This window comes from Acinetobacter thutiue (genome assembly GCF_030385805.1).
Taxonomy (GTDB): Bacteria; Pseudomonadota; Gammaproteobacteria; order Pseudomonadales; family Moraxellaceae; genus Acinetobacter; species Acinetobacter corruptisaponis.
The window spans coordinates 878,417-899,017 of sequence record NZ_JAUDZE010000001.1 but is presented as its reverse complement, the minus strand read 5'-3'; the positions used below and the strand labels follow the sequence as shown (position 1 = coordinate 899,017).

The window sequence follows — 20,601 nt, the reverse complement described above, 5'->3', positions numbered from 1 at the left end:
CAGTTTTCATAAACTGGCTTTTTTATTGGAGGAAGTTGGTTATTTTTTCTGAATAAATTTCGCTTCCTCAGATTGAGGATACTGGCTAAGCAACTTGGCCTTATACTGGTTTGCCAAGGCTGTATTTTTATCTACATCTTTTGCAATGCTATACAGTTGATAAACTGCACGTGAAGCTTTTGCCGAGTTAGGATAGCGTGTGGCAACAATATTGTAATTCTGCTTGGCTGCCTTATAGTCCACAGGCTCAACAGCTAAATAGAACTCAGCCAGCCAAAAATAGGCATTGCCCACATAAATACCATTCGGATGGTTTTTAATAAAGTTTTGCATTGGCTGAATTGCCTTTTTAGCGCCACCTTGTTTATATGCATCTAATGCAACCGTATAAGCTGCTTTTTCGAGTTCAATCTGGTTATTGGTGGTGTTTGTTGTTGCCGTATTTGTCTGTGGCTGTACAGCAGCAGGGGCCTGTGTCTGGGCTTGAGGTTTAGGTGTCACAGCCGCTACTGGAGGCGGGGTGGGTGCTATTACGGATGCTGTCCCCTCTGTTCCAGCCTGAGCGGTATCTGTAGCACCATTTTCTTCGGTGTTTTCTTCTGGTGGATCAATTTTCTGTGAAAGTAGCTCCAGACGCTGGTCTAAATCTGTATAGCGGTTTGCAAGCTCTTTCTTGAGCTGTTCAATCGCATTGTCATGTTCTTCTAACTGGCCGCGTAATTTACGAATTTCTTCTTCAAGTTTTTGATTCTTTTGCATGATTTCCCAGTTTAAACTTGGAGAACCTGCAACAACGTTATTGGCTTGCTGTTGGCTTAGGGCACGAGATTCAATCGGGACATTGGCATATAAATGCGTACTGCTGAGTAGCGCAATAAAAAGTATAGAATGCTTTTTTAGCATGAAAATTCATCCATAAAGTTGAAAAATAAAGCTGTGGGCGAACAAGTCTTCATTTTTTACTTGCAACACACCGAATACACGTTTTTGATTTAGCCATTAAAACAGCAACTCGTTTAAATGCAATAAGCATTTACAATCTTCAAGCACTTTTGAAGAGAATTAGAGGGCTGTTGTTTAATGTTTATACAGCTTTTAAGTCAGTTATAAAGACGTAGCAGCAGGATTGATGATGAATTAGGCAGTTGAATTAAAAACTTACTGAAAAACAGAGACAAGTCTTGCAACTCAGGTAAAAATCTCTATACTTTGTCAGGCAATGGTAGCCCTGCTGGTAGCTTCGCAATTGTACTCTACGAACCCCGCCAGGACCGGAAGGTAGCAACGGTAGTAGAACTATGATGTGCCGAAGTCATGCTGGTAGGGTTGCCACCAATCACTCTTCTTCGCTCGTTCGGGCAACCGCTTTCATAATTACATCCATATCGAAACCACGGTATTGTAAAAAACGAATTTGTTTTGCCTTTATTTTTGGATCCTTGGTTACAGCCTTTCCAAATTTTTTAACCTTGAGCTGATACGCTTGTTCATACCAGTCAATATCCTGAAGTTCTTCTGTAATCAGTTCAGTATCGAGCTGCTTGGCCTTTAATGTCTGTTTGATGCGTTGTAAGCCTTTTCCTTTGCGAATTTGGCTGGCCAAAGTTTGTTCGGCAACGCGTTGGTCACTCTGATAGTTTTGCTCAGCTAATTCCTCCACCAGATTTGCCACCTCATCTGGATGAACTGCATATTGATTGAGTTTTGCGATTAACTCAGCTTGTGAGTAGTCACGGCGGGTCAGTAGGGCAAAGGCATAGGAGCGTAGTCTCTGACCTGTCAGGGTTTTGGGCTTTTCAGCTTTTTCCGAATTCAACATATTTTCCTCATGAAAGAAAAACGCCCCGTAGGGCGTTCTAGCTTAGCTTTCTAACAAGTCTGGTTCTTCTGCATCTTCAGTTTGTGCGGCTTCAGTATTGTTTTTGGTGAGAAGCTGCTCACGAATAAGCTTTTCAATTTCCTGAGCCATTTGTGGGTTTTCTTCAAAATGGCGAATCACGTTATTTTTACCCTGACCAATTTTGTTGCCTTGATAAGAGTACCATGCACCCGCCTTTTGTACGATTTCCTGCTGTACCGCAAGGTCTACAAGTTCACCGAGTTGATTGGTGCCTTTGCCATACATAATCTGGAACACTGCTTCACGGAAAGGAGGCGCCATTTTGTTCTTCACGACCTTAACCCTGGTTTCAGAACCCACAATTTCATCGCCTTCCTTAACCTGGCCAATACGGCGAATGTCCAGACGTACAGATGCGTAGAATTTTAGTGCGTTACCACCTGTTGTGGTTTCAGGGCTACCGAACATTACACCAATCTTCATACGAATCTGGTTAATGAAGATCACCATGCAGTTGGAACGTTTTGCATTACCCGTGATTTTACGTAATGCCTGACTCATCAAGCGTGCCTGCAAGCCCATATGTGAGTCACCCATCTCGCCTTCAATTTCAGCTTTAGGGGTTAACGCAGCAACAGAGTCGACAACGATTAAGTCAATTGCGCCTGAACGAACCAGCATGTCGGCAATTTCCAGCGCCTGTTCACCATGATCTGGCTGTGATACCAGCAGGTTGTCAATATCAACACCTAATTTACGCGCATACTGCGGGTCTAGGGCATGTTCCGCATCAATAAAGGCGCAGGTGCCACCATTTTTCTGACACTGTGCAATCGCTTGTAGTGTCATGGTGGTTTTACCTGAAGATTCAGGACCATAAATCTCAATGATACGGCCTTTTGGTAATCCGCCAATGCCGAGTGCGATATCCAGTGTTAAAGAACCTGTGGAAACAGCCTCAACTGCCTGTACCGTATTGTCACCGAGGCGCATCACCGTATTTTTACCAAACTGTTTTTCAATCTGGCTTAATGCAGCTTGTAACGCCTTGCTTTTATTATCATCCATCTCAAAACCTCAAAACTTTATCTTCTTAACGACTAACCCAAGTGGATGTATTGAATCTCAACTTGTTGGGACTTGAGTATAGTGGCAGATTCTCATTGTTTATTCTACATCTGATCTGTGTCTGTACGACACAAGATGACGCGTCCATTATTGTAAAAATTACTCGTCATGGTAAGACCATGATTGAGCATTTTCATGTTTAAAACGATTGATATCACGACGGTCTTTTTTACTTGGTCGGTGATCTGGTCGCGCTAGATTATGCATTTTTCGCTGTGAGGCATGCAACTCCCGACGTTCAATACTTTCTGTCGTTTCTTCATAAAGCTGCTGGGCAATTGGTGCGCCACCACGTACCGCAGAAAGAGCCTTGATGATCACGGTTTTTTTCTCAAAACCCTGCTGGATGGTGAGTTCCATGCCAATACGCACGTCTTTGGACACCTTGACGCGTTCATTCTGGTGATGGACTTTAGCGCCCTCTATGGCAGCCTTGGCAAGGGAGCGTGTCTTAAAAAAACGCGCTGCCCAAAGCCACTTATCAATGCGCATGGCATCCATGCTTGCTGGTTCATGCTGTTTTGGCATCTGTATCCTGTAGTTTAATATCAAGATAATCGACAAGTTCAGTTAGATGGTCGAGTGCAGGGTAAGGAAGTTCTGTTGCCGCTCTTGCAGGCTTTGCGCTTGAGGGCTGTAGAATACTGAATAGTTGCGAGATGCCAAAGTCTTCTGCGCCTTTGAGTACCGCAACGGTGTCATCCACAAAAACAGCCTGGGCTGGATTAAAGGGATACAGTTGTTGCAGCTTTTGCCAAAATGCAACTTCCTCCTTGGCATGTCCCAGTTCCTCACTGCTGACCATTACTTCAAAATAGGGGCTTAACTCGATATTTTCAAGTTTAAGCTGTAGCCCCGCGTGGTCAGCATTGGTCAGTAACCAGCAGCGATAGCCCCGATTTTTGAGTTGTTGCAAAAGTTGATGACAGCCTATACGGGCACGAATTTTTTCCCGATGTTCGTATTGGAGTTGTAATACATCAACACCAACTTTCGCCGTCCAGTACGCCGAAGAATACCAAGATAGTGTATGCTTATGCTGTTGGTAGAACTGAAACAGGGTTTGTTGGCTCTGTTGCAGACTGCATTGATGGACATGGGCATGTCGCTCTGGCAAACAATGGTTCCAGATGAAATCATCAAAGGCTAGGTCGAGTAATGTGCCATCCATGTCAAACATGACAATAGGCTGCTGTAAATCTGAATATGACATAAGGTTGATCTATGTTTATTAAAACGCTTGCCCCACAGGATCAGTTGATTTCGCAACTTGTGCCAATCATGGCGCAGGCAAGTCAAATATTGCTGGAAGAATACCAAAGTTATTGTGCGGGTTGCGAGTTTAATATTCAGGAAAAAAGTGATGATTCACCTGTGACACAGGCTGACCTCAAGATAAACCGCTTTTTATTAAAGCACTTGGCGGAAATAACCCCCGATTTGCCTGTGTTGTCAGAAGAAAGTGATTATTCTGCCCGAGCTGCATGGCAACGTTGCTGGATGCTTGATCCCCTTGATGGAACCAAGGAGTTTATCCATGAGCGTGATGAATTTACCATCAACCTGAGCCTGATTGAAAACAGTCAAACCACTTTCGCGATTATTGCGGTGCCATCTGAGCAGGTGATGTATATCGGTTATACCTCCCAACAGCCTTATAAATACAGTTTTAGCCGCCAGCAATGGTCGCAGTACCAGATTGAAGAACATGTGGCTGAAGCAGCGATTCAAATTGGTCTGAGTCATAATAGTAAGAATCCAAAGTACAAAAACTTTATTGAACCGATTTTGCAGTATCGTGAGGTTATTCGTCGTGAGGCAGGCAGTGCCTATAAATTCTGTATGATGCTGGAGGGGGAGATTGATATTTATCCGCGCTTTCATCCAACCTCTGAATGGGACACCAGTTCAGGACAGGCTTTTCTGGAAAGTATTGGTGGTGGTTTGATGACACTGGATGGCAAGCCATTTCAGTACAACCAGCGTGAGACTGTGCTGAACAAGGGTTTTATCGCCTTTAGAGATCAGGATTGCAAAAAAATTGCTTATGATGCCTTGAGTCATTCAGGCATTTTAGATTGAGAGTTGAGCAGCTCATGGTATAGTGGGCTAAATTCTCATCTTTTATAAATTGTAATATGGCCCTGCATTTATTGCCAAAAAGCATGTTTGAAGCAATTGATTTACTTCCCGATGCTTCAACCCCTGTGACTCTATTTACCCGCCACTCGCTACGTGAATTAGTAAATGGTCAGGGTTTGGCGGGCTATGATCTACAGTTGACTGAACAGGGTCGGGAGCTTGCCTATGCATGGGGACAATATTTAATTCAGAATACAGATCGGGCCATTCAGCACTGTATTTCAAGCCCAATCCAGCGTTGCGTGGATACCGCCGCATTGATGATAGAGGGTGCTGATCGCATCCATAAAGTGGTCAATACCCATACCATTGAAATTGTTGAACAGCGCTTGCTGGTTGAACCAGGCAGCTTTGTGCTGGACATTCAACAGGCTGCGCCTTATTTCCGTAAACAGGGTGCCTTGGGGTTTATCAATAGTTTTGTCAATAATGCCTTGCCAGGGATGAAACACCCCATTACAGGCGTATTTGATGTCCTTGAACTGCTTTATCATACCCATCCCACTCGACAGAATGGATTAAGTCTGGCTGTGAGTCATGACACCATTCTGGCTGCGATTGTTGCGGTCATTTCAGGTAACAAACAAATTGAACAGTCCGATTGGCCTGACATGATGGAGGGGCTGTTTGTCTGGTTTGAGGGAGAGGACTTTGTCAACAGCAAGTTGAAATGGATTTGGCGTGGTGAAAGGCAGGAACTCACCATTAAGGATTTTCAGAATCAATAAGCCTAATAAGTATGAAAGAGAATAAGCAATATAAATTCATTATTATCAGCGGGATTAATAATTTCTAAAGCATAATAAATTACTTACAACACTCAAAAAATAATAAAAAGTTTACTTTTAAAAAGTTGTTTCTTTCGTCATTATAGGCAGATAAAAAGATAAGATTGACGCATAATCGGATAAAAATATGTCATTAAACACAATTTATTTATGGGAGCCAGAAATCTTTACAGGCAAGGTTCCCAGCGAAGATGACTCATATCAGGTGGCATTTGAATTACATCAACAATATAGTCATATCCCAAGTCATGGCAAAACTCTAAAGGCTTGGCTGACTTCATTTGCAAATAAAGTTTGTGATCCCCTGTATCAAGCCTATTTTTCAGAACATACCCAGAAATGGGTGCAGCAGATCAGGCATAAATTTGATCAGGAAACGTGTGCTGTCGTCCAGCTCGATGCCTTGGAGCAGGTTGAGCAGAATGATGCCATGTATCGGGTCTTTTATGAGGCGGTGCATGAAACAGGCGTGGGCTTTTATGAACCGAATTATAATGTTTGGGCAATTGGTGAGCTACAGTCGCCAGAAAATGCGGTTGTGATGATGCTACAGCCTTATTTACTCAAACCTTTGGAGATCAAACAGGAACCTGCATCTGTATCATCTGGGCCTCAATCTCAAGTCGAAGCGGTTGTTGAATTAAGCCAGTTTCCCATTCCACAAAATATGCCAGAGGCTGAACAGCTCATTAGTCAATGGTTTGAACACCAAAGTTATACCAAAAACCTTGAACTTAGTGTTTTTAATGTCGCACATGACTTTATTTCCAATTGGGGAAATCTGGGAAAACCACAATTAGCTAAAGATACAGGGTATCGCTGCTTTTTGCTTACTCAAGAACAGGTAGGAATTTTCTATCAATTAAAAATGGTGCTTAGAAAACTGACCATTAGTCCGATGTTGTCATTTGCAATGGATTTTACCGACCATTTCATTCCCCAACATTTACAGGAACAGTTGCCTGAACGTTTGATTTTCCGCTTGCGTTCTATGGATGTGCATAAAAATACAGGATTGAAAAATAGTACTGAACCGTGTTTTGCATTAACGGGACGCTGGGATACACAGACTGATATTCAGGAATTTTTCCAAAACCTTGATGCCTATATTAATTTTATCTTCTCAAATTTGGGGCAGGGCAGGCTGGAAACTTTACAGGCTTGGGCTTATGGCGATATGCCAGCAGATATTAAGATTGATTTGGACTTTCGCTTTGAGTTGATGATGATCGCCTTGAGTCAGGACGAAGATTATCTGGGTAAACGTTACCAGCATCATAAAACATTGTTAACCCTGAATAAGGCTCGGGTTCATGATCTGGGACTATTGGAAGACAGCTATAAGTTTTGCCAAAAGTTGATCAAGATCGTTAAGGATGAGGAAACAGCTTTACAGCCCTATGAAGCTAAAAGTTAGGACAATAAAAAAGCCCGAAAAACGGGCTTTTTTACATGCAACAAATTAGTTAGCTAGCGCTTTAACTTGAGCATTTAAGCGGCTCTTATGACGAGCAGCTTTATTTTTGTGGATGATGCCTTTATCAGCCATGCGGTCGATTACAGGAACAGCTTTTTTGTAAGCTTCTGTAGCAACTGCATAATCACCAGCAGCGATTGCATTTACTGTACGTTTGATGTAAGTACGAACCATAGAACGCAAGCTTGCGTTGTGTTTGCGTGCTTTAACGTTTTGACGAGCACGTTTTTTAGCTTGAGCAGAGTTTGCCACTCGTGCACTCCTTGAAAATAAGTTGGTCTGGGCGGGCTGAAGTTTAAACCAACAAAATTGGAAACATTCACCAGCCCGTAAACAAGTGCCATATTTTGAGGAAACTACGCCGTGAAGTCAAGCCTTGTAATGTCTTTAACTACATTTAACAGGTGATAATCTTGCAAGAAAACGTTACATTAACCCTAGTTATAACTTGAGTGATATAAAAATGAAAAGAGGTGATAAAAAAGCAATCGTGATTGGTGCAACGGGTCTGGTTGGCCAGGCCTTGGTGGAGCGGTTGCAACAATCAGATGATTTTAGTTCAATCACGGTTGTAGTGAGAAAAAATTCAGATATATTAAAATCTTATAGTAAAGTAACACAGCTTATTCTGGAGGATTTTCTTTTGTTGAATGATGAGGATGTTAGTTCACATACCCATGCGTTTAGCTGCTTGGGAAGCACCATTAAACAGGCGGGTTCAAAAGAAAAATTTTATGCAATTGATTATGAAATCAATGCACACTTTGCTGATCTGGTTCAGGATAAAAATATTCATTTATTGGTTGTCAGTGCCTTGGGAGCGAATGCTAAATCGCCAATTTTCTACAATAAGGTAAAGGGCGAATTGGAAGAATATCTCAAAAGCCTCTCAATTTATAAACTTTCAATTTTCCAGCCTTCATTGTTGATTGGTAAGCGCAGTGAAGTAAGGGTGTTGGAAGATATGGCTCAGACCGTATATAAACTGGTTGAAAAAGCCTGGATCAAGCCGTTTAAAGTTAAGCCTGTATCCGCCGAACAATTGGCGCATACTATGCTGGTCGCAGCCCAGACCCAAACAGCTGCATTTAAGCTGTATGATAATTTGAGTATACAACAAACCCAATAATGGAGAACTTCAGTGGCAACAATCCCTTTTGTAACCTGTGACCTGTTAGATGACAATCCTGAGAAAGACCTGCAAGTGGTCACACCAAGCCTAGATGGAAAATTCTTTAAAAGTTATGGTGCGCGTAAAACCTTTGGTGGGCAGGTTGTAACAGTCAAGTGTTTTGAAGATAACTCACGTGTAAAAGAGCTATTGGCAACTGATGGTGCAGGTAAGGTGCTGGTTGTGGATGGTGGTGCTTCCATGCGTTGCGCCCTGATGGGTGACCTGATTGCAGAATCGGCGGTGAAGAACCACTGGAATGGAGTGGTGATTTATGGCTGTGTACGTGATGTGGATGCAATTGCTGAACTTGATTTAGGTGTGCATGCATTGGCTGCAATTCCACAAAAAAGTAATCGTAAAGGCATAGGTGAAGTCGATATCACATTGTATTTTGGTGGTGTAACAATCAGTTCTGGTGATTATATCTATGCAGATAATAACGGAATTGTGATTGCTAAAGAAAAGTTAGTCGACTGTTAAAAGGATCGCGATATGCTGAAAATGGTGAATCATCAAATTAAGGTTTTACAATCTGTTGCCGCAAGCCTGATTGAGGGTGGGCGGGGTGTGATGGGGACACCACAACCTAAGCAGCCAGCAAAACCTTTAAAGTTATATGAATTTGAGGGTTCACCATTTTGCCGCCGTGTTCGTGAGGTCATTACCTTGCTGAATCTGGATGTGGAAATTTATCCATGTCCTAAAGGTGGGAAGAAGTATCGCCAAATTGTAAAAGATAAAGGTGGAAAAAAACAGTTTCCATTTTTAATTGATGAAAATACAGGGACTCAACTTTATGAGTCACAAGAGATTATTCATTACCTATTCAAGCATTATGGTAAAACAGGGCAAACTCCAAGAAAGTTCAGCCACTATCCAAAACTTCCGTATATTTCGGCTTTGGCTTCAGTTGCCAATGTGGGACGTGGTATATGGATTGAGCAGCAGATTATAGATCGTCCTGCACCAGAAAAGTTATTAGAGTTGTGGAGCTTTGAGGCAAGTCCCTATACACGTCTGGTTCGTGAAGTATTAACGGAATTAGAACTCCCTTATGTACTACATAATGTACCAAAAGAACGCTGGCAAGATATGGGACCTGCGGTTTTACGTCTGAAACCAGGCCACTATATTCCACTGCCTAATGGTAAGCGTGAAAAAGTGGTGGAGGTGATGGGGCGTGATATTCAGGTGCCATATCTGGTTGATCCAAACACAGGCGTGAAGATGTTTGAGTCAGCCAAGATTGTTGAGTACCTGAAAAAGCAGTACGGAAAATAAATGATAAGAAAGCATCTGTTCAGGATGCTTTTTTTATATGGAAATGATGATGTCAGTTGCTTATGATAAGTGTTTAACGGTTTAATAATACCCTCAAGGTAATGGAATTAATAGATGTTAAGCCAGTTTACAAGCTTATTTAAAAGCAATAAGGAATCACCTGAACAGTTGTTCTTAAAAGAGCATGATTTAGAATTTAACTCAGAGAAAGGGCCTATTCTAAATGGTCGGGTACTCAATGAATTGGATTCTCGTTTAGTTTACTTTTCAAACCGCAAGCTAGATAATTTTAATAACTTAGCGAAACTTTTTGAAATTACACCACAGATCAATGAAAAAATTGATCTGGAAATTCATTCACAACGTTTTGTCGAGCGTTTAGGAAATACAGAAGAGAATCTAAAAGAGTTGAAGAAAATTATCAAAGTTTTGAATGATTATTATGTAAAGTTTCAAAAGAGCTAAATAGCCTAAGTATAAATTTGGTTGGCTAGATGTAAAGCAGAAACAAAAAAACTTATTCCCCAAAGACGAATAGCGAAAAATATAATAATAGATAAATGTCTTTCTTCACCTGCTAAAAAGTGAAGTAGTACAAAACATAACCCAAAAAATAGGAAGATGTTTATAATAAACAACCACATATTTTAATATCCATTATTGATTTGGTAGTGTATTTTACTAGTTATCATATAAGGTAAACAAATACAGGAAGAAAGAAAATAGATAAAATTAAAGTTAAATACATAGCTCATCGTAAAAAATGAAACACTACAAAGGACGCTATTTAATACTCTTTTATAACCTTGTAGGCTTTCAACGGGATATTTGGTTAAAGCCTTTTTAAAAGATAATTCCGCAAGATAAAATCCAAACAAAAATAATAGAACCAATAAAACTGGATGCCAGGCACCTATATAAAAAAGTTGATCAAATAAGAAAGACTGCATAGGATAAATGTTTTTATTGGTATTTTTTTACTTAACCATAATTATAATAAAAAAGGGACTAAATCCAAAGACCCAGCCCCTTGTTGATCAGGTTAGCGATTATTTTTCAATAATTGCAACAACACCTTGACCACCAGCAGCACAGATCGAAACTAAAACGCGACCTGAACCTTTTTGGTTAAGTAACTTCGCAGCAGTCGCGATGATACGACCACCTGTTGCAGCAAATGGGTGACCCGCAGCTAAAGAAGAACCATTCACGTTGAGTTTGCTACGATCAATAGAACCTAAAGGTGCATCCAGGCCTAAACGCTCTTTACAGAATTTCTCATCTTCCCAAGCTTTTAGGGTAGAAAGAACTTGTGATGCAAATGCTTCATGGATTTCATAGTAGTCGAAATCTTGAAGTTTAAGACCAGCACGCTCAAGCATACGTGGAACTGCATAAGCAGGAGCCATCAATAAACCTTCTTTCTTGCCAACGAAGTCAACCGCAGCAGTTTCAGAGAAAGTTAGGTAGGCAAGAACTTCGTGACCATTTGCCTTAGCCCATTCTTCAGAAGCCAACAGTACACAAGAAGCACCATCAGTTAATGGAGTAGAGTTACCAGCTGTCATTGTTGCAGCTTCACCCTTACCAAAAACTGGTTTTAATTTTGCTAATTTCTCAACACTAGAGTCAGCACGTAAGTTGTTGTCACGGCTTAAACCCAGGAACGGTGTGATGAGGTCATCGAAGAAACCTTCTTCGTATGCTTTCGCCATTTTCTGGTGAGAAGAAGCGGCTAAGGCATCTTGATCTTCACGGGTAATGCCCCATTCTAACGCTGTAATGGCAGCGTGGTCACCCATTGCAAGACCTGTACGTGGTTCACCATTCTTAGGCGCATCCATCAAGTCTTTAAGGTTGATTTTTTTCAATGCCTTTAAGCGGTCTTTACCTGTTTTAGCAATGTTCAACTCAAGCAAAGCTTTACGTAAACCGTCACCAAAAGCGATCGGTGCGTCAGAAGTTGTATCTACACCACCTGCGATACCCACTTCGATTTGACCCAAAGCGATTTTGTTTGCAACAAGGAAAGCTGCCTGTAAACCAGTACCACATGCTTGCTGAATGTCATAAGCTGGAGTTTCTGGTGCAAGCTGAGTGTTTAAAACACACTCACGAGTCATGTTGAAGTCACGGCTGTGTTTTAATACCGCACCTGCAACCACTTCACCTAAACGTTGGCCTTGTAGGTTAAAACGCTCAACTAAGCCGTTTAATGCCGCGGTGAACATATCCATGTTTGAAGCAGTGAAATATGCGCCGTTTGAACGAGCGAATGGAATACGGTTACCGCCAATAATGGCAACACGGCGAACAGTGTTTTGGCTCATGCTTTTATCCTGTTGAACAGAAGGTTTGGTTGTTTTAGCTGTTGCTGCTTTTGTAGAAGTAGAAGAAGCAGTGCTTTTGGTACTACGACTTGTAGAACGAGTACGCGTCGTTTTTGGTGTCGTACTTGCTGCTTTAGAAGTTGTGTCAGCACTTTTACCTGTGGTAGAAGTAGCTTTTGATGTATTTGACACAGTTTCCTGAGCAGAATTCTCGACTGCTGGATTTTCTTGAGTTGTTTTGCTCATAAGGCTTTTCCAAGCATAATTGCGATATTCTTATTATAACCATAGCATATTTACAATGCAGCTGTATTGACTAGAATGACGTTGGAGACCGCATTCAGGTCAAGACATCCAGACATGAACTCAAGTATGATTTGCTGTGAGTCAATCAGACCCTGATTCCATGTTATTTTGCCAACATGATTCATGTATCTGTAAAAAATTCATTTGTATGAGAGATAATAACCATGACCGATCAATACCAGGCATTTACACAATCACCTTTGGGTAAATTTGTTGTAAAAAATTTAGGTTTACCATCACCAGTTGCGTTAGATCGTTTCGAGAGTGCTCAACCTGTTGTGAATGGTGCAGTATTGCTTGGCGCAGCGCCATCAAGTACAATTTCTGCTGCGATTGCTCAAGTTCTTAGCAACATCCACGCAGATAGCTATGTGGGCAACAACGTTGAATTACAACAAACTGCTGCAAAAGTAGGTTTAAATCTTCGTCCTTTGAATGCAGATGACAAAGAATCTAAGTTCAAGGCAGTGGTATTTGATGCTTCTGGTATCAAGGATTCTGAACAGTTAAAAGAGTTGTACAACTTCTTCAACCCAATCGCACGTCAGATTTCAAGTTCAGGTCGTGTGATTGTGATCGGTACGACTCCTGAAACAGCGAAAACTGTAAAACAGGCAATTGCTCAGCGCGCGCTTGAAGGTTTTGTTAAATCTGCTGGTAAAGAGTTCAAGAAAGGTATCACTGCTCAAGTGGTTTATGTAGATCAAGGTGCAGAAGCAAACCTTGAGTCAACTTTACGTTTCTTGATTTCTCCACGTTCAGCTTACGTTTCTGGTCAAGTGATCCGTGTTTCTAAAGCAGAAACAGTGAAATTAGACTGGGCAAAACCACTTGCTGGTAAAACAGCGTTGGTGACTGGTGCAAGCCGTGGTATTGGTGAAGCGATTGCACACGTTCTTGCTCGTGATGGCGCACACGTGATTTGTCTGGATGTTCCACAACAACAAGCTGATCTTGAGCGCGTTGCGGGTGAAATTGGTGGTTCAGTATTGGCAATCGACATTACTGCTGCCGATGCTGGTGAGAAAATCAAAACTGCCGCTGCTAAACAAGGCGGTTTGGATGTGATTGTTCACAATGCTGGTATTACCCGTGACAAAACTTTGGCAAACATGAAGCCAGAGCTTTGGGATTTGGTAATCAACATCAACTTGTCTGCAATTGAGCGTGTTAACGATTACTTACTTTCAAATGATGGTTTAAATGCAAATGGTCGTATCGTTTGTGTATCATCAATCAGTGGTATTGCAGGTAACCTAGGCCAAACAAACTACGCTGTTTCTAAAGCAGGCGTGATTGGTTTAGTGAAATTTACTGCCCCTACATTAAAGAATGGTATTACGATCAATGCTGTTGCGCCTGGTTTCATTGAAACTCAGATGACTGCTGCGATTCCATTCGCGATTCGTGAGGCTGGTCGTCGTATGAACTCGATGAACCAGGGTGGTCAACCTGTCGATGTGGCAGAGGCGATTGCATGGTTTGCATCTACAGGTTCAACAGGTGTGACTGGTAACGTTGTTCGCGTATGTGGTCAAAGCTTGTTGGGTGCGTAAGCATTAACGTTTTGAAAGGGGGTGCTTTTGCATCCCTTTTTTATAAAAATTATTGAAAGGTCCATTATGAATACACGTCATTTTAGTCAATTGCCAAAACCTTATTTAGCTTATCCAAAAGTCATTCAGGGTTTAATTTTTAAAAAGCCAAAAGGTGAGAAAGTATTGCCGCAGGTAGAATACGTGGTGGATACCCTAAAGATTGATACCAAACATTTAGAAAGCTATAACGAGATTTGTGGTTTTAAAAATGATGGTTTTGTACCAGCCATATATCTGGCTGTATTGTCTCAAAGCCTGCAAATGCACATGATGACCAGCGAAGCATTTCCATTTGCGATTTTAGGTTTGGTGCATATTCGTAACCAGATCAAGCAAACACGCAAAATTGGTGTGAATGAGCAAATCACCCTGTCTTGTAAATTTGGTGAGCTGAAGCCACATGACAAAGGCTTGCAATTTGACTTCATTACCACTGCCAAAGTGGGCAATGAAGTAGTGGCAGAAAGTTTAACCACGTATTTGTCACGTCAAAAAACTGAGAAAAAAGCAGGCGAGAAAGCCAAAGATACCAAAGAACCAGCTTATCAGCCAAAAGCAGAGTGGAATGTTGCTGAAAATACGGGTCGCCGTTATGCAGCGATTTCAGGCGACTTTAACCTGATCCATATTCATGCAGTCACTGCAAAAGCGTTTGGCTTTAAACAGGCGATTGCACATGGTATGTGGAGTAAGGCAAAAGCATTGGCAAGCCTTGATCTGGCAGATGCCTATGAAGCAGATGTATGGTTTAAATTACCAATGTATCTTCCATCAAAAGTTGAGTTTCTAACTGCAACTCAGGGCAAGGAAACTGATTTCTTGATTCGTAATGTGAAATCTCAGAAACCTCACGTTGCAGGTACAGTAAAAGCACTTTAATACGAAATCGTATTTTAAATTATCCCTTTTGTTCGCAAGAGGGGTATTCTAAAAACATAACGATCATAAGGATGTGGGCTGTGATTAAAGAGATTTTATTTGCCGATACACATAATTATCATGGCAAGGTTGATGAGCGTTTCACTGATCTGGCTACACAGTTTAGCCGTTTTCAGGATGCACGCAGCCATCAGGGTGGCGCGGCACTGGTGGTCTATTTTCAAGGCCAGAAAGTTGTCGATATTTTTACGGGTAAGAAATCTCAAGATCAAGATTGGCAAGTAGATACATTGTCGATGTGCTATTCGACAGGTAAGGGCATACTGGCAACACTTGCACATATCTTGGTGAGTGAACGTTTGCTTGATTACGATACGCCAATTGCACAGTACTGGCCTGAGTTTGCTCAAAATGGCAAAGCCAACATCACCTTGCGTCATGTCCTGTCCCATCAAAGTGGTTTGTTTGATATTCGCAATGTGATTGATACAGCAACGGAAATGCTGGATTGGCCGCATATGCTGGATGTCATTGCCAAAGCGACACCTCGTTTTGCAGCAGGGCAGAGTTTTGCGTATCAGCCGCTTACTTATGGATGGATTGTCGGTGGTGTGATTGAAAAAGCTGCCAAGCAACCGCTGAGCTGGTTAATGCAACGTTATTTGGTTCAACCACTTGAATTGAATGGTGCTTATTTTGGCGTACCTGCTTCTGAGCTGGATCGGGTTGCTCGTTTGCTGGAAAAACCAAAATCAGTAGTTACACCTAAACCACAAACCAAGAAAAGCGATCAACCACGTAAGGTTTCATTGTCAGAAAAACTATTGGAAATTTCTGGGCAAAGCCCGCAAGATTTTCAGGATGCCATGATTCCGAAAGGCATGCGTAACTTTAGCTTTTATAGTGATGCAGGCCTACAAGCCGTGATTCCTGCCGCCAATGGGGTGTTTACAGCAGATAGTCTTGCCAGAGTTTATGCAATGCTTGCCAATCAAGGGCAGTGGAATGGACAGCAATTGATTCGTCCAGAAGTGTTTAAGCAGTTAAGTACAGTACAATCGAAAGCCCGTGATCGTGTGATGCCAATTCCAATGCACTGGCGTTTGGGTTATCACCGTATTTTAACGATGGGTAAGCGTTCACCACATGGCTTTGGACATATGGGCTTTAATGGTTCAGGTGCATGGTGTGATCCTGACCGTGAACTCAGTTTCGCTTATACGCATAATTTTAGTACCACTTCTGCAACAGGTGATTATCGTTTATGGGGCTTGAGTCAGGAGGCCTTGCGCTGTGCTGATGAAATATTGACGGGTAGAAAAGGCTGGTTTTAACAATAAGAGAGGGCGTATGAGAATCCCTCTATTTATTTTTTATTTAAACAAGATATTGCGCCTTAATAAAGCTTGTTACATCATAGTTAATAATGGATAATCCTTGTTGAATGCGTTGGGTAATATCTTTTAAAAGGTAGGTATCATTGTCATTTTTTTCACAATATACTGAATCTAGTGTAGAAATAATACCAAATCCAGGGCATATATTTAATGTTTGTCTTTTTGTTCCAAAAAATTCATTATTAAGTTCTGTTTGCTTATTTTCATCAATAATAATAATTTTTTCATTTACTAAGTAACTAACTAGATCATGTATCTCACTTCTTGCATGTTGACGTATTAAATTCTTGTTTTCTTTCCAAAATTGGATATATGATTTTGAATCAAGTTGGTTCTTAGGCGTTTTGAACCAAACAAGATTAGATGTCATAAAACCAAAATGAAAATTGGGATGATCACTCCATTTAGAGTTAGTTACTTTGCTAAAATCAGGGTTTTTACTATAAAAAGATTTTGCTTGGCTTTGCGTATCACCAAAATATAAGCTTAAATTGATATCCCATCCTTTTGAATCTTGATCTAGTATTAGACCTATTTTTTGAATTGAATGGAGATTGGATGGTGTTTCTATGTAGTATCCCCAGCCATTATGGTATTTAACCATGTTCTCATCAATTGCAATTTCTTTGAGAATATTAAAAATTCGCCGTTCTAATAGTTTATGACTAGATTTACATAGTTTAAAGCTATCATAAGGATTTAGTTTTGGAAAATTATGGTCAATGTAGTTCAAAAAATCATTGATCATCATTTTTTCAGGCCCATTTAATGTTTCAAATGTTAACAATGTATTTAAATTTTTGATAATTTTTTTCCATTCAAGAATAATGGGTTTCTGCAAAACTTTTGTTTCTTCAGCTAAATTCTCTTTTGAGGGGTTTAATTGACTAAACCAAATATGATCAGAATTAGGCTTATTTTCAATAATTAGTGTGAGTTGAGAACCAAATGAAATTAAACCATCATAACGTGCATTTCTCTTTGTTGATTGTACGGTAAAGTTTGAGGTTGGCTTTTCATCAGTAATTAAAATAGAACCTAAAAAATTTGTTTCGATGCTAGGATTTCCTTTTTGTGTCTCAAAATTCCAGTCGATATCATTTAATAGATTAAGTAAATTGATATTGTATTCATTATTATTTTCTTGTTCAACATAGTTGATAAAAGAAGAAAAAACATGAAAAGAATATTTTAATAAAATAAGATATGCTCGTGTAAGTTGGTCTTCATGTGAAGAATCCTTGCTCATATAAGTGTTAAAACAATTAAGACGCTCCATTTGAAATTCCTCTTAGAAAAATAGTATTTAAATTTTGTTAAGATGTAGCTGGATTTTATAACCCAAACCAACTGTTAATTCAGCTCCACAAATTTTATTCTCAATCAAACACTGTAATAGCTCAGTCGCCTGTTGATACCCGATTAAAAATTTTCTTTGTAAGCTTGAAACAGAAATGTATTCGACTTCTTGAACAAATAAAATTGCCTGTTGTAATAAATCCTCATTATTTTGCATATTGATTTTCCTGTGTTAAACGAATCAAAATCATACTGACATTATCAAAAGCATGGTTTTGATGGAGGGCAGTTTTCATATTTAATAACCATGTTTTTAATGGGGTTTCAGGCATTAAAGGCTTCCAGTGATTGCATTCCAACACATCATGCACACCATCGCTACAAATCAAGAGAGCATCTCCCTCAACCAAATATTCCTCTTTGGGGGAAAATTCGGGAACTTCATGTAAAGAATCTACACAAAAACAATAGTTCAGCATGTAATAGAAACTGGCATATTGTTCATTTTCTTTAACTTCTGCTTCACCATTTTTCTGCATTTCTGTCAGAAAATTATGGTCTTGGGTCAGGGCATACCAGTGTTGATTATGGCTGCTAAATAAATAGACTCGATTGTCCCCCAAATGTTGAATATTGACAAAACCAAATGGGCTAGAGGGTGTAACAACTGCCAAGGTGGCACTAGAACCATAAGTCTTTGGATTGCCTGCTAAATGCTGGCTTAAATCATCTTGAACGTGTTTTAAATGAATCCGTTGCTGAGTTTGGGTTTGTTGTAAAACACTGTTTAAAACGCATTTTGATGCCTGCTCCGCTTTCGGGCTAGTGCTGATACCATCTGAAACAGCAGCACACCAATCATTATCTTTTTGGTAAAGATAGCGTTTACTGATAAAGCCATCATGCTGAATTACTTTATTTCCAATCAAGATTGCATCTTGTTGAATGGGTGATTTTGCTCGCCATGTTAAAGCCTGCGTTTCATAATAGAGATCAGTCACGGTGAGCCCTGATGAGGAGAAAGTGAGTAAGTTATAGCAATGGAAATATGAAGTGGTCAATCATATTTTTGGTTTTAAGTGGTTAATTTATAAAATAAATATTTTGTTAAGATAGTATAATGAAATAAGAGAAAATTGCACCGTGAACGGACTCTTAAAAGCGTAAAGTTGGTTTTTTCTTTCTTTAAGGGTATGGAATTTTATGCAAATCTTAAAAACTCATGTTGAGTTTTGCAGCGATTTGTTCCCGCAGACTCAAAGTGAAATAGAAAAATGGGGCGGGCAAATTTGGGGTGAAGATTTAGCAAAATATTTGATAAAACAACTCAATCAATTTGGAGTCATAACGAATGGCTATGTTGTAGAAGATTGGGGATATATCATTTATCTTGAAAATGAAAAATATCAGCCGATTTGGATTGGTTGTGGTCATTATGAAGAATATCATAATGGTTTCTTGATTTTTCTTAATCCATCTCAGCCGATTATACGTCAATGGATTTTTAAGAAAATTAATATTTCAGATCAATTGATTGAACTTGCAAATATTATTGATCGTATTCTGTATCAGAATTCTAATATTAAGCAAATTAAGTGGTGGGAGAATCATGGGAAATAAAAATCAGATAAGTAAATATTTTAAGATGGGTACAATAATTTGCTTGGGCTATATTTTATTTTCCTGTAGTCAATGGATTGTGGTGAGGGTTCAATCTGAAAAACAACTCAAAGAAGTATGTAGGAAAATCGAAAAAAATATGTCTAAAAATGACCTTTTTGATTTAGTTTCATCTTATCCAGATTTTAAAATGTATCATTCAGATAAAGACAGTATGATGTTTTATACTAAAAAATCTTTACCTGAAACGCCTATATGTCGTATGAATCTTAAAAATGCTAAGGTGGAAAAAGTAGACTTTGTTGATTATCGAAATTAAGGCACATTTATTCCAAACTGCCGTAAAATTCTACACAGTTGAATCATCGGTAAACCCATGAGTGTGGTTTGGTCATCGCCAATCATTTTTTCAAATAAACTAATACCTAAACGCTCACATTTAAAACTGCCTGCACAATGTAAAGGCTGATCAACTGCAATATAACGTTTAATTTCTGCAAGACTCAGTTGACGGAATTTAACCTGATAATGCTCAACCAAAGTGATTTCAAAATCAGAAGCTGCATGTTGAACACTGAGGGCTGTACTAAAAAATACGGTATTGCCTGAATTTGCCTGTAACTGCTGAATTGCATTTTCAACCGTTAACGGTTTACCAATAAAGTCATCAGGTGCATGTTCACGCCAAGCCACCTGATCAGAACCAATCACAATCGCGTTTGGATATTGTTTGGAAATGACATGGGCTTTTTCATAAGCCAAGCGTTTGGCTAAGTCATCGGCATGTGTTTCACCTTGTACTGATTCATCAATATCAGGTGAAATACAACGATAATCCAGACCTAAACGATCCATTAAATCTTTACGGGTTTGGCTGCTTGAAGCCAGAATCAATTCAAATTGGCTCATTAAACCGCATATTCCACAAGAATATTGAGGGGAACATAATGCAATACTGCATTATGGCAGGCATTGAGCTTGATCGGTGGGGCCTGGCCAGCCTGATAGGCTTCCACCCAACGGGTCACACAGATACACCAGAAATCTCCTGGTTTTAGCCCCGGAAAACCGACTTCAGGTAATGGCGTGATTAAATCGTTACCCACTTTTTGTGAAAAATTCAGGAAATCAGAAGTCATTTGGGCACACATGGTGTGCTGACCTAAATCTGTAACCGAAGTATGGCAAAAGCCATTACGAAAATAACCTGTAATGGGATCGTAACAACAACTGGCTAAAGGTTCGCCAAGTACGTTTAAACGATTAATCTTCGGATCTGGATGAATAGACATAAAACATTTTGCAGTTAAATAATGCCAAGTATTATCACCAAAATAGCAGC

24 protein-coding genes and 1 other RNA gene are annotated in these 20,601 nt (G+C 40.0%); 13 read left to right on the top strand and 12 right to left on the bottom strand.

Annotation, left to right across the window (positions count from 1 at the left end):
• Positions 1 to 39 precede the first annotated feature (39 nt).
• The gene (locus QTA56_RS04515) at positions 40 to 903 is read right to left on the bottom strand and encodes a YbgF trimerization domain-containing protein (RefSeq protein WP_267979735.1); all 864 of its coding nucleotides are present in this window, start codon (positions 901 to 903) and stop codon (positions 40 to 42) included.
• 326 nt (positions 904 to 1,229) lie between these two features.
• Between QTA56_RS04515 and ffs the strand changes: the two genes are divergently transcribed.
• Positions 1,230 to 1,326: signal recognition particle sRNA small type (gene ffs / locus QTA56_RS04510), an RNA gene on the top strand.
• A 10-nt stretch (positions 1,327 to 1,336) separates the two neighbouring features.
• On the opposite strand, the gene QTA56_RS04505 is transcribed toward ffs, so the two are convergent.
• From QTA56_RS04505 to QTA56_RS04490, 4 genes are all read right to left on the bottom strand, one after another.
• On the bottom strand, positions 1,337 to 1,819 hold the full coding sequence (locus tag QTA56_RS04505; protein WP_267979734.1) for a regulatory protein RecX: 483 nt from the start codon (positions 1,817 to 1,819) through the stop codon (positions 1,337 to 1,339).
• A gap of 42 nt (positions 1,820 to 1,861) precedes the next feature.
• Positions 1,862 to 2,908 carry a recombinase RecA gene (gene recA / locus QTA56_RS04500; protein WP_267979733.1) on the bottom strand — a complete coding sequence of 349 codons (1,047 nt, stop codon included), beginning with the start codon at positions 2,906 to 2,908 and terminating at the stop codon, positions 1,862 to 1,864.
• 159 nt (positions 2,909 to 3,067) lie between these two features.
• On the bottom strand, positions 3,068 to 3,496 hold the full coding sequence (locus tag QTA56_RS04495; protein WP_267979732.1) for an RNA-binding S4 domain-containing protein: 429 nt from the start codon (positions 3,494 to 3,496) through the stop codon (positions 3,068 to 3,070).
• Positions 3,480 to 4,181: an HAD-IA family hydrolase gene (locus QTA56_RS04490; protein ID WP_267979731.1), complete on the bottom strand. Its 702-nt coding sequence runs from the start codon at positions 4,179 to 4,181 to the stop codon at positions 3,480 to 3,482. Before QTA56_RS04490 ends, QTA56_RS04495 begins: the two co-directional genes overlap by 17 nt.
• Positions 4,182 to 4,192: 11 nt before the next feature.
• On the opposite strand from QTA56_RS04490, the gene QTA56_RS04485 reads away from it, so the two are divergent.
• The 3 genes from QTA56_RS04485 to QTA56_RS04475 all read left to right on the top strand — a co-directional run bounded on the left by QTA56_RS04485 (position 4,193) and on the right by QTA56_RS04475 (position 7,315).
• Positions 4,193 to 5,050: a 3'(2'),5'-bisphosphate nucleotidase CysQ family protein gene (locus tag QTA56_RS04485; RefSeq protein ID WP_267979730.1), complete on the top strand. Its 858-nt coding sequence runs from the start codon at positions 4,193 to 4,195 to the stop codon at positions 5,048 to 5,050.
• Between the two features lie 56 nt (positions 5,051 to 5,106).
• Positions 5,107 to 5,838: a histidine phosphatase family protein gene (locus QTA56_RS04480; RefSeq protein WP_267979729.1), complete on the top strand. Its 732-nt coding sequence runs from the start codon at positions 5,107 to 5,109 to the stop codon at positions 5,836 to 5,838.
• A 187-nt stretch (positions 5,839 to 6,025) separates the two neighbouring features.
• Positions 6,026 to 7,315 carry a hypothetical protein gene (locus QTA56_RS04475; protein WP_267979728.1) on the top strand — a complete coding sequence of 430 codons (1,290 nt, stop codon included), beginning with the start codon at positions 6,026 to 6,028 and terminating at the stop codon, positions 7,313 to 7,315.
• A gap of 45 nt (positions 7,316 to 7,360) precedes the next feature.
• Here QTA56_RS04475 and rpsT read toward each other — a convergent pair whose 3' ends face one another.
• On the bottom strand, positions 7,361 to 7,627 hold the full coding sequence (gene rpsT, locus QTA56_RS04470; RefSeq protein WP_267979727.1) for a 30S ribosomal protein S20: 267 nt from the start codon (positions 7,625 to 7,627) through the stop codon (positions 7,361 to 7,363).
• 211 nt (positions 7,628 to 7,838) lie between these two features.
• On the opposite strand from rpsT, the gene QTA56_RS04465 reads away from it, so the two are divergent.
• The 4 genes from QTA56_RS04465 (at position 7,839) to QTA56_RS04450 (ending at position 10,295) form a co-directional block, all read left to right on the top strand.
• Positions 7,839 to 8,504, top strand: coding sequence for an NAD(P)H-binding protein (locus QTA56_RS04465; protein ID WP_267979726.1), 666 nt, complete (start codon positions 7,839 to 7,841; stop codon positions 8,502 to 8,504).
• A 12-nt stretch (positions 8,505 to 8,516) separates the two neighbouring features.
• Positions 8,517 to 9,029: a ribonuclease E activity regulator RraA gene (gene rraA, locus QTA56_RS04460; RefSeq protein WP_267979725.1), complete on the top strand. Its 513-nt coding sequence runs from the start codon at positions 8,517 to 8,519 to the stop codon at positions 9,027 to 9,029.
• Positions 9,030 to 9,041: 12 nt separating this feature from the next.
• Complete coding sequence (locus QTA56_RS04455; RefSeq protein ID WP_267979724.1) at positions 9,042 to 9,830, top strand: glutathione S-transferase N-terminal domain-containing protein; 789 nt, start codon at positions 9,042 to 9,044, stop codon at positions 9,828 to 9,830.
• Positions 9,831 to 9,944: 114 nt separating this feature from the next.
• Positions 9,945 to 10,295 carry a hypothetical protein gene (locus QTA56_RS04450; protein ID WP_267979723.1) on the top strand — a complete coding sequence of 117 codons (351 nt, stop codon included), beginning with the start codon at positions 9,945 to 9,947 and terminating at the stop codon, positions 10,293 to 10,295.
• 584 nt (positions 10,296 to 10,879) lie between these two features.
• Here QTA56_RS04450 and QTA56_RS04445 read toward each other — a convergent pair.
• A complete protein-coding gene (locus QTA56_RS04445) occupies positions 10,880 to 12,406 on the bottom strand; it encodes an acetyl-CoA C-acetyltransferase (protein ID WP_267979722.1) in 1,527 nt (508 codons plus the stop codon).
• Positions 12,407 to 12,630: 224 nt separating this feature from the next.
• Here QTA56_RS04445 and QTA56_RS04440 point away from each other — a divergent pair, with 224 nt between their 5' ends.
• From QTA56_RS04440 to QTA56_RS04430, 3 genes are all read left to right on the top strand, one after another.
• A complete protein-coding gene (locus QTA56_RS04440; protein WP_267979721.1) occupies positions 12,631 to 14,022 on the top strand; it encodes a 3-oxoacyl-ACP reductase in 1,392 nt (463 codons plus the stop codon).
• 66 nt (positions 14,023 to 14,088) lie between these two features.
• On the top strand, positions 14,089 to 14,943 hold the full coding sequence (locus QTA56_RS04435; RefSeq protein WP_267979720.1) for a MaoC family dehydratase: 855 nt from the start codon (positions 14,089 to 14,091) through the stop codon (positions 14,941 to 14,943).
• 80 nt (positions 14,944 to 15,023) lie between these two features.
• Positions 15,024 to 16,277, top strand: coding sequence for a serine hydrolase domain-containing protein (locus QTA56_RS04430; RefSeq protein ID WP_267979719.1), 1,254 nt, complete (start codon positions 15,024 to 15,026; stop codon positions 16,275 to 16,277).
• Positions 16,278 to 16,320: 43 nt separating this feature from the next.
• Here the strand turns inward: QTA56_RS04430 and QTA56_RS04425 are convergent, their stop codons facing one another.
• Genes QTA56_RS04425 through QTA56_RS04415 form a run of 3 tightly spaced genes read right to left on the bottom strand, consistent with a single transcriptional unit; the run spans position 16,321 to position 18,640 of the window.
• Positions 16,321 to 17,619, bottom strand: coding sequence for a hypothetical protein (locus QTA56_RS04425; protein ID WP_267979718.1), 1,299 nt, complete (start codon positions 17,617 to 17,619; stop codon positions 16,321 to 16,323).
• A 27-nt stretch (positions 17,620 to 17,646) separates the two neighbouring features.
• The gene (locus QTA56_RS04420) at positions 17,647 to 17,856 is read right to left on the bottom strand and encodes a DNA translocase FtsK (protein WP_267979717.1); all 210 of its coding nucleotides are present in this window, start codon (positions 17,854 to 17,856) and stop codon (positions 17,647 to 17,649) included.
• A complete protein-coding gene (locus tag QTA56_RS04415) occupies positions 17,846 to 18,640 on the bottom strand; it encodes a PP2C family protein-serine/threonine phosphatase (RefSeq protein WP_267979716.1) in 795 nt (264 codons plus the stop codon). The genes QTA56_RS04420 and QTA56_RS04415 overlap by 11 nt, the downstream gene beginning before the upstream one ends.
• 202 nt (positions 18,641 to 18,842) lie before the next feature.
• On the opposite strand from QTA56_RS04415, the gene QTA56_RS04410 reads away from it, so the two are divergent.
• Entirely contained in the window at positions 18,843 to 19,259 is a 417-nt protein-coding gene (locus QTA56_RS04410) for a hypothetical protein (protein ID WP_267979715.1), read from the top strand.
• Entirely contained in the window at positions 19,249 to 19,578 is a 330-nt protein-coding gene (locus QTA56_RS04405; protein WP_267979714.1) for a hypothetical protein, read from the top strand. Before QTA56_RS04410 ends, QTA56_RS04405 begins: the two co-directional genes overlap by 11 nt.
• Here QTA56_RS04405 and QTA56_RS04400 read toward each other — a convergent pair.
• Together QTA56_RS04400 and QTA56_RS04395 are read right to left on the bottom strand one after the other, a co-directional pair.
• Entirely contained in the window at positions 19,575 to 20,168 is a 594-nt protein-coding gene (locus QTA56_RS04400; protein WP_267979713.1) for a Maf family protein, read from the bottom strand. The two genes, QTA56_RS04405 and QTA56_RS04400, sit on opposite strands and share 4 nt — an antisense overlap.
• Positions 20,168 to 20,551, bottom strand: coding sequence for a DUF2237 family protein (locus tag QTA56_RS04395; protein ID WP_267979712.1), 384 nt, complete (start codon positions 20,549 to 20,551; stop codon positions 20,168 to 20,170). The genes QTA56_RS04400 and QTA56_RS04395 overlap by 1 nt, the downstream gene beginning before the upstream one ends.
• Positions 20,552 to 20,601 lie beyond the last annotated feature (50 nt).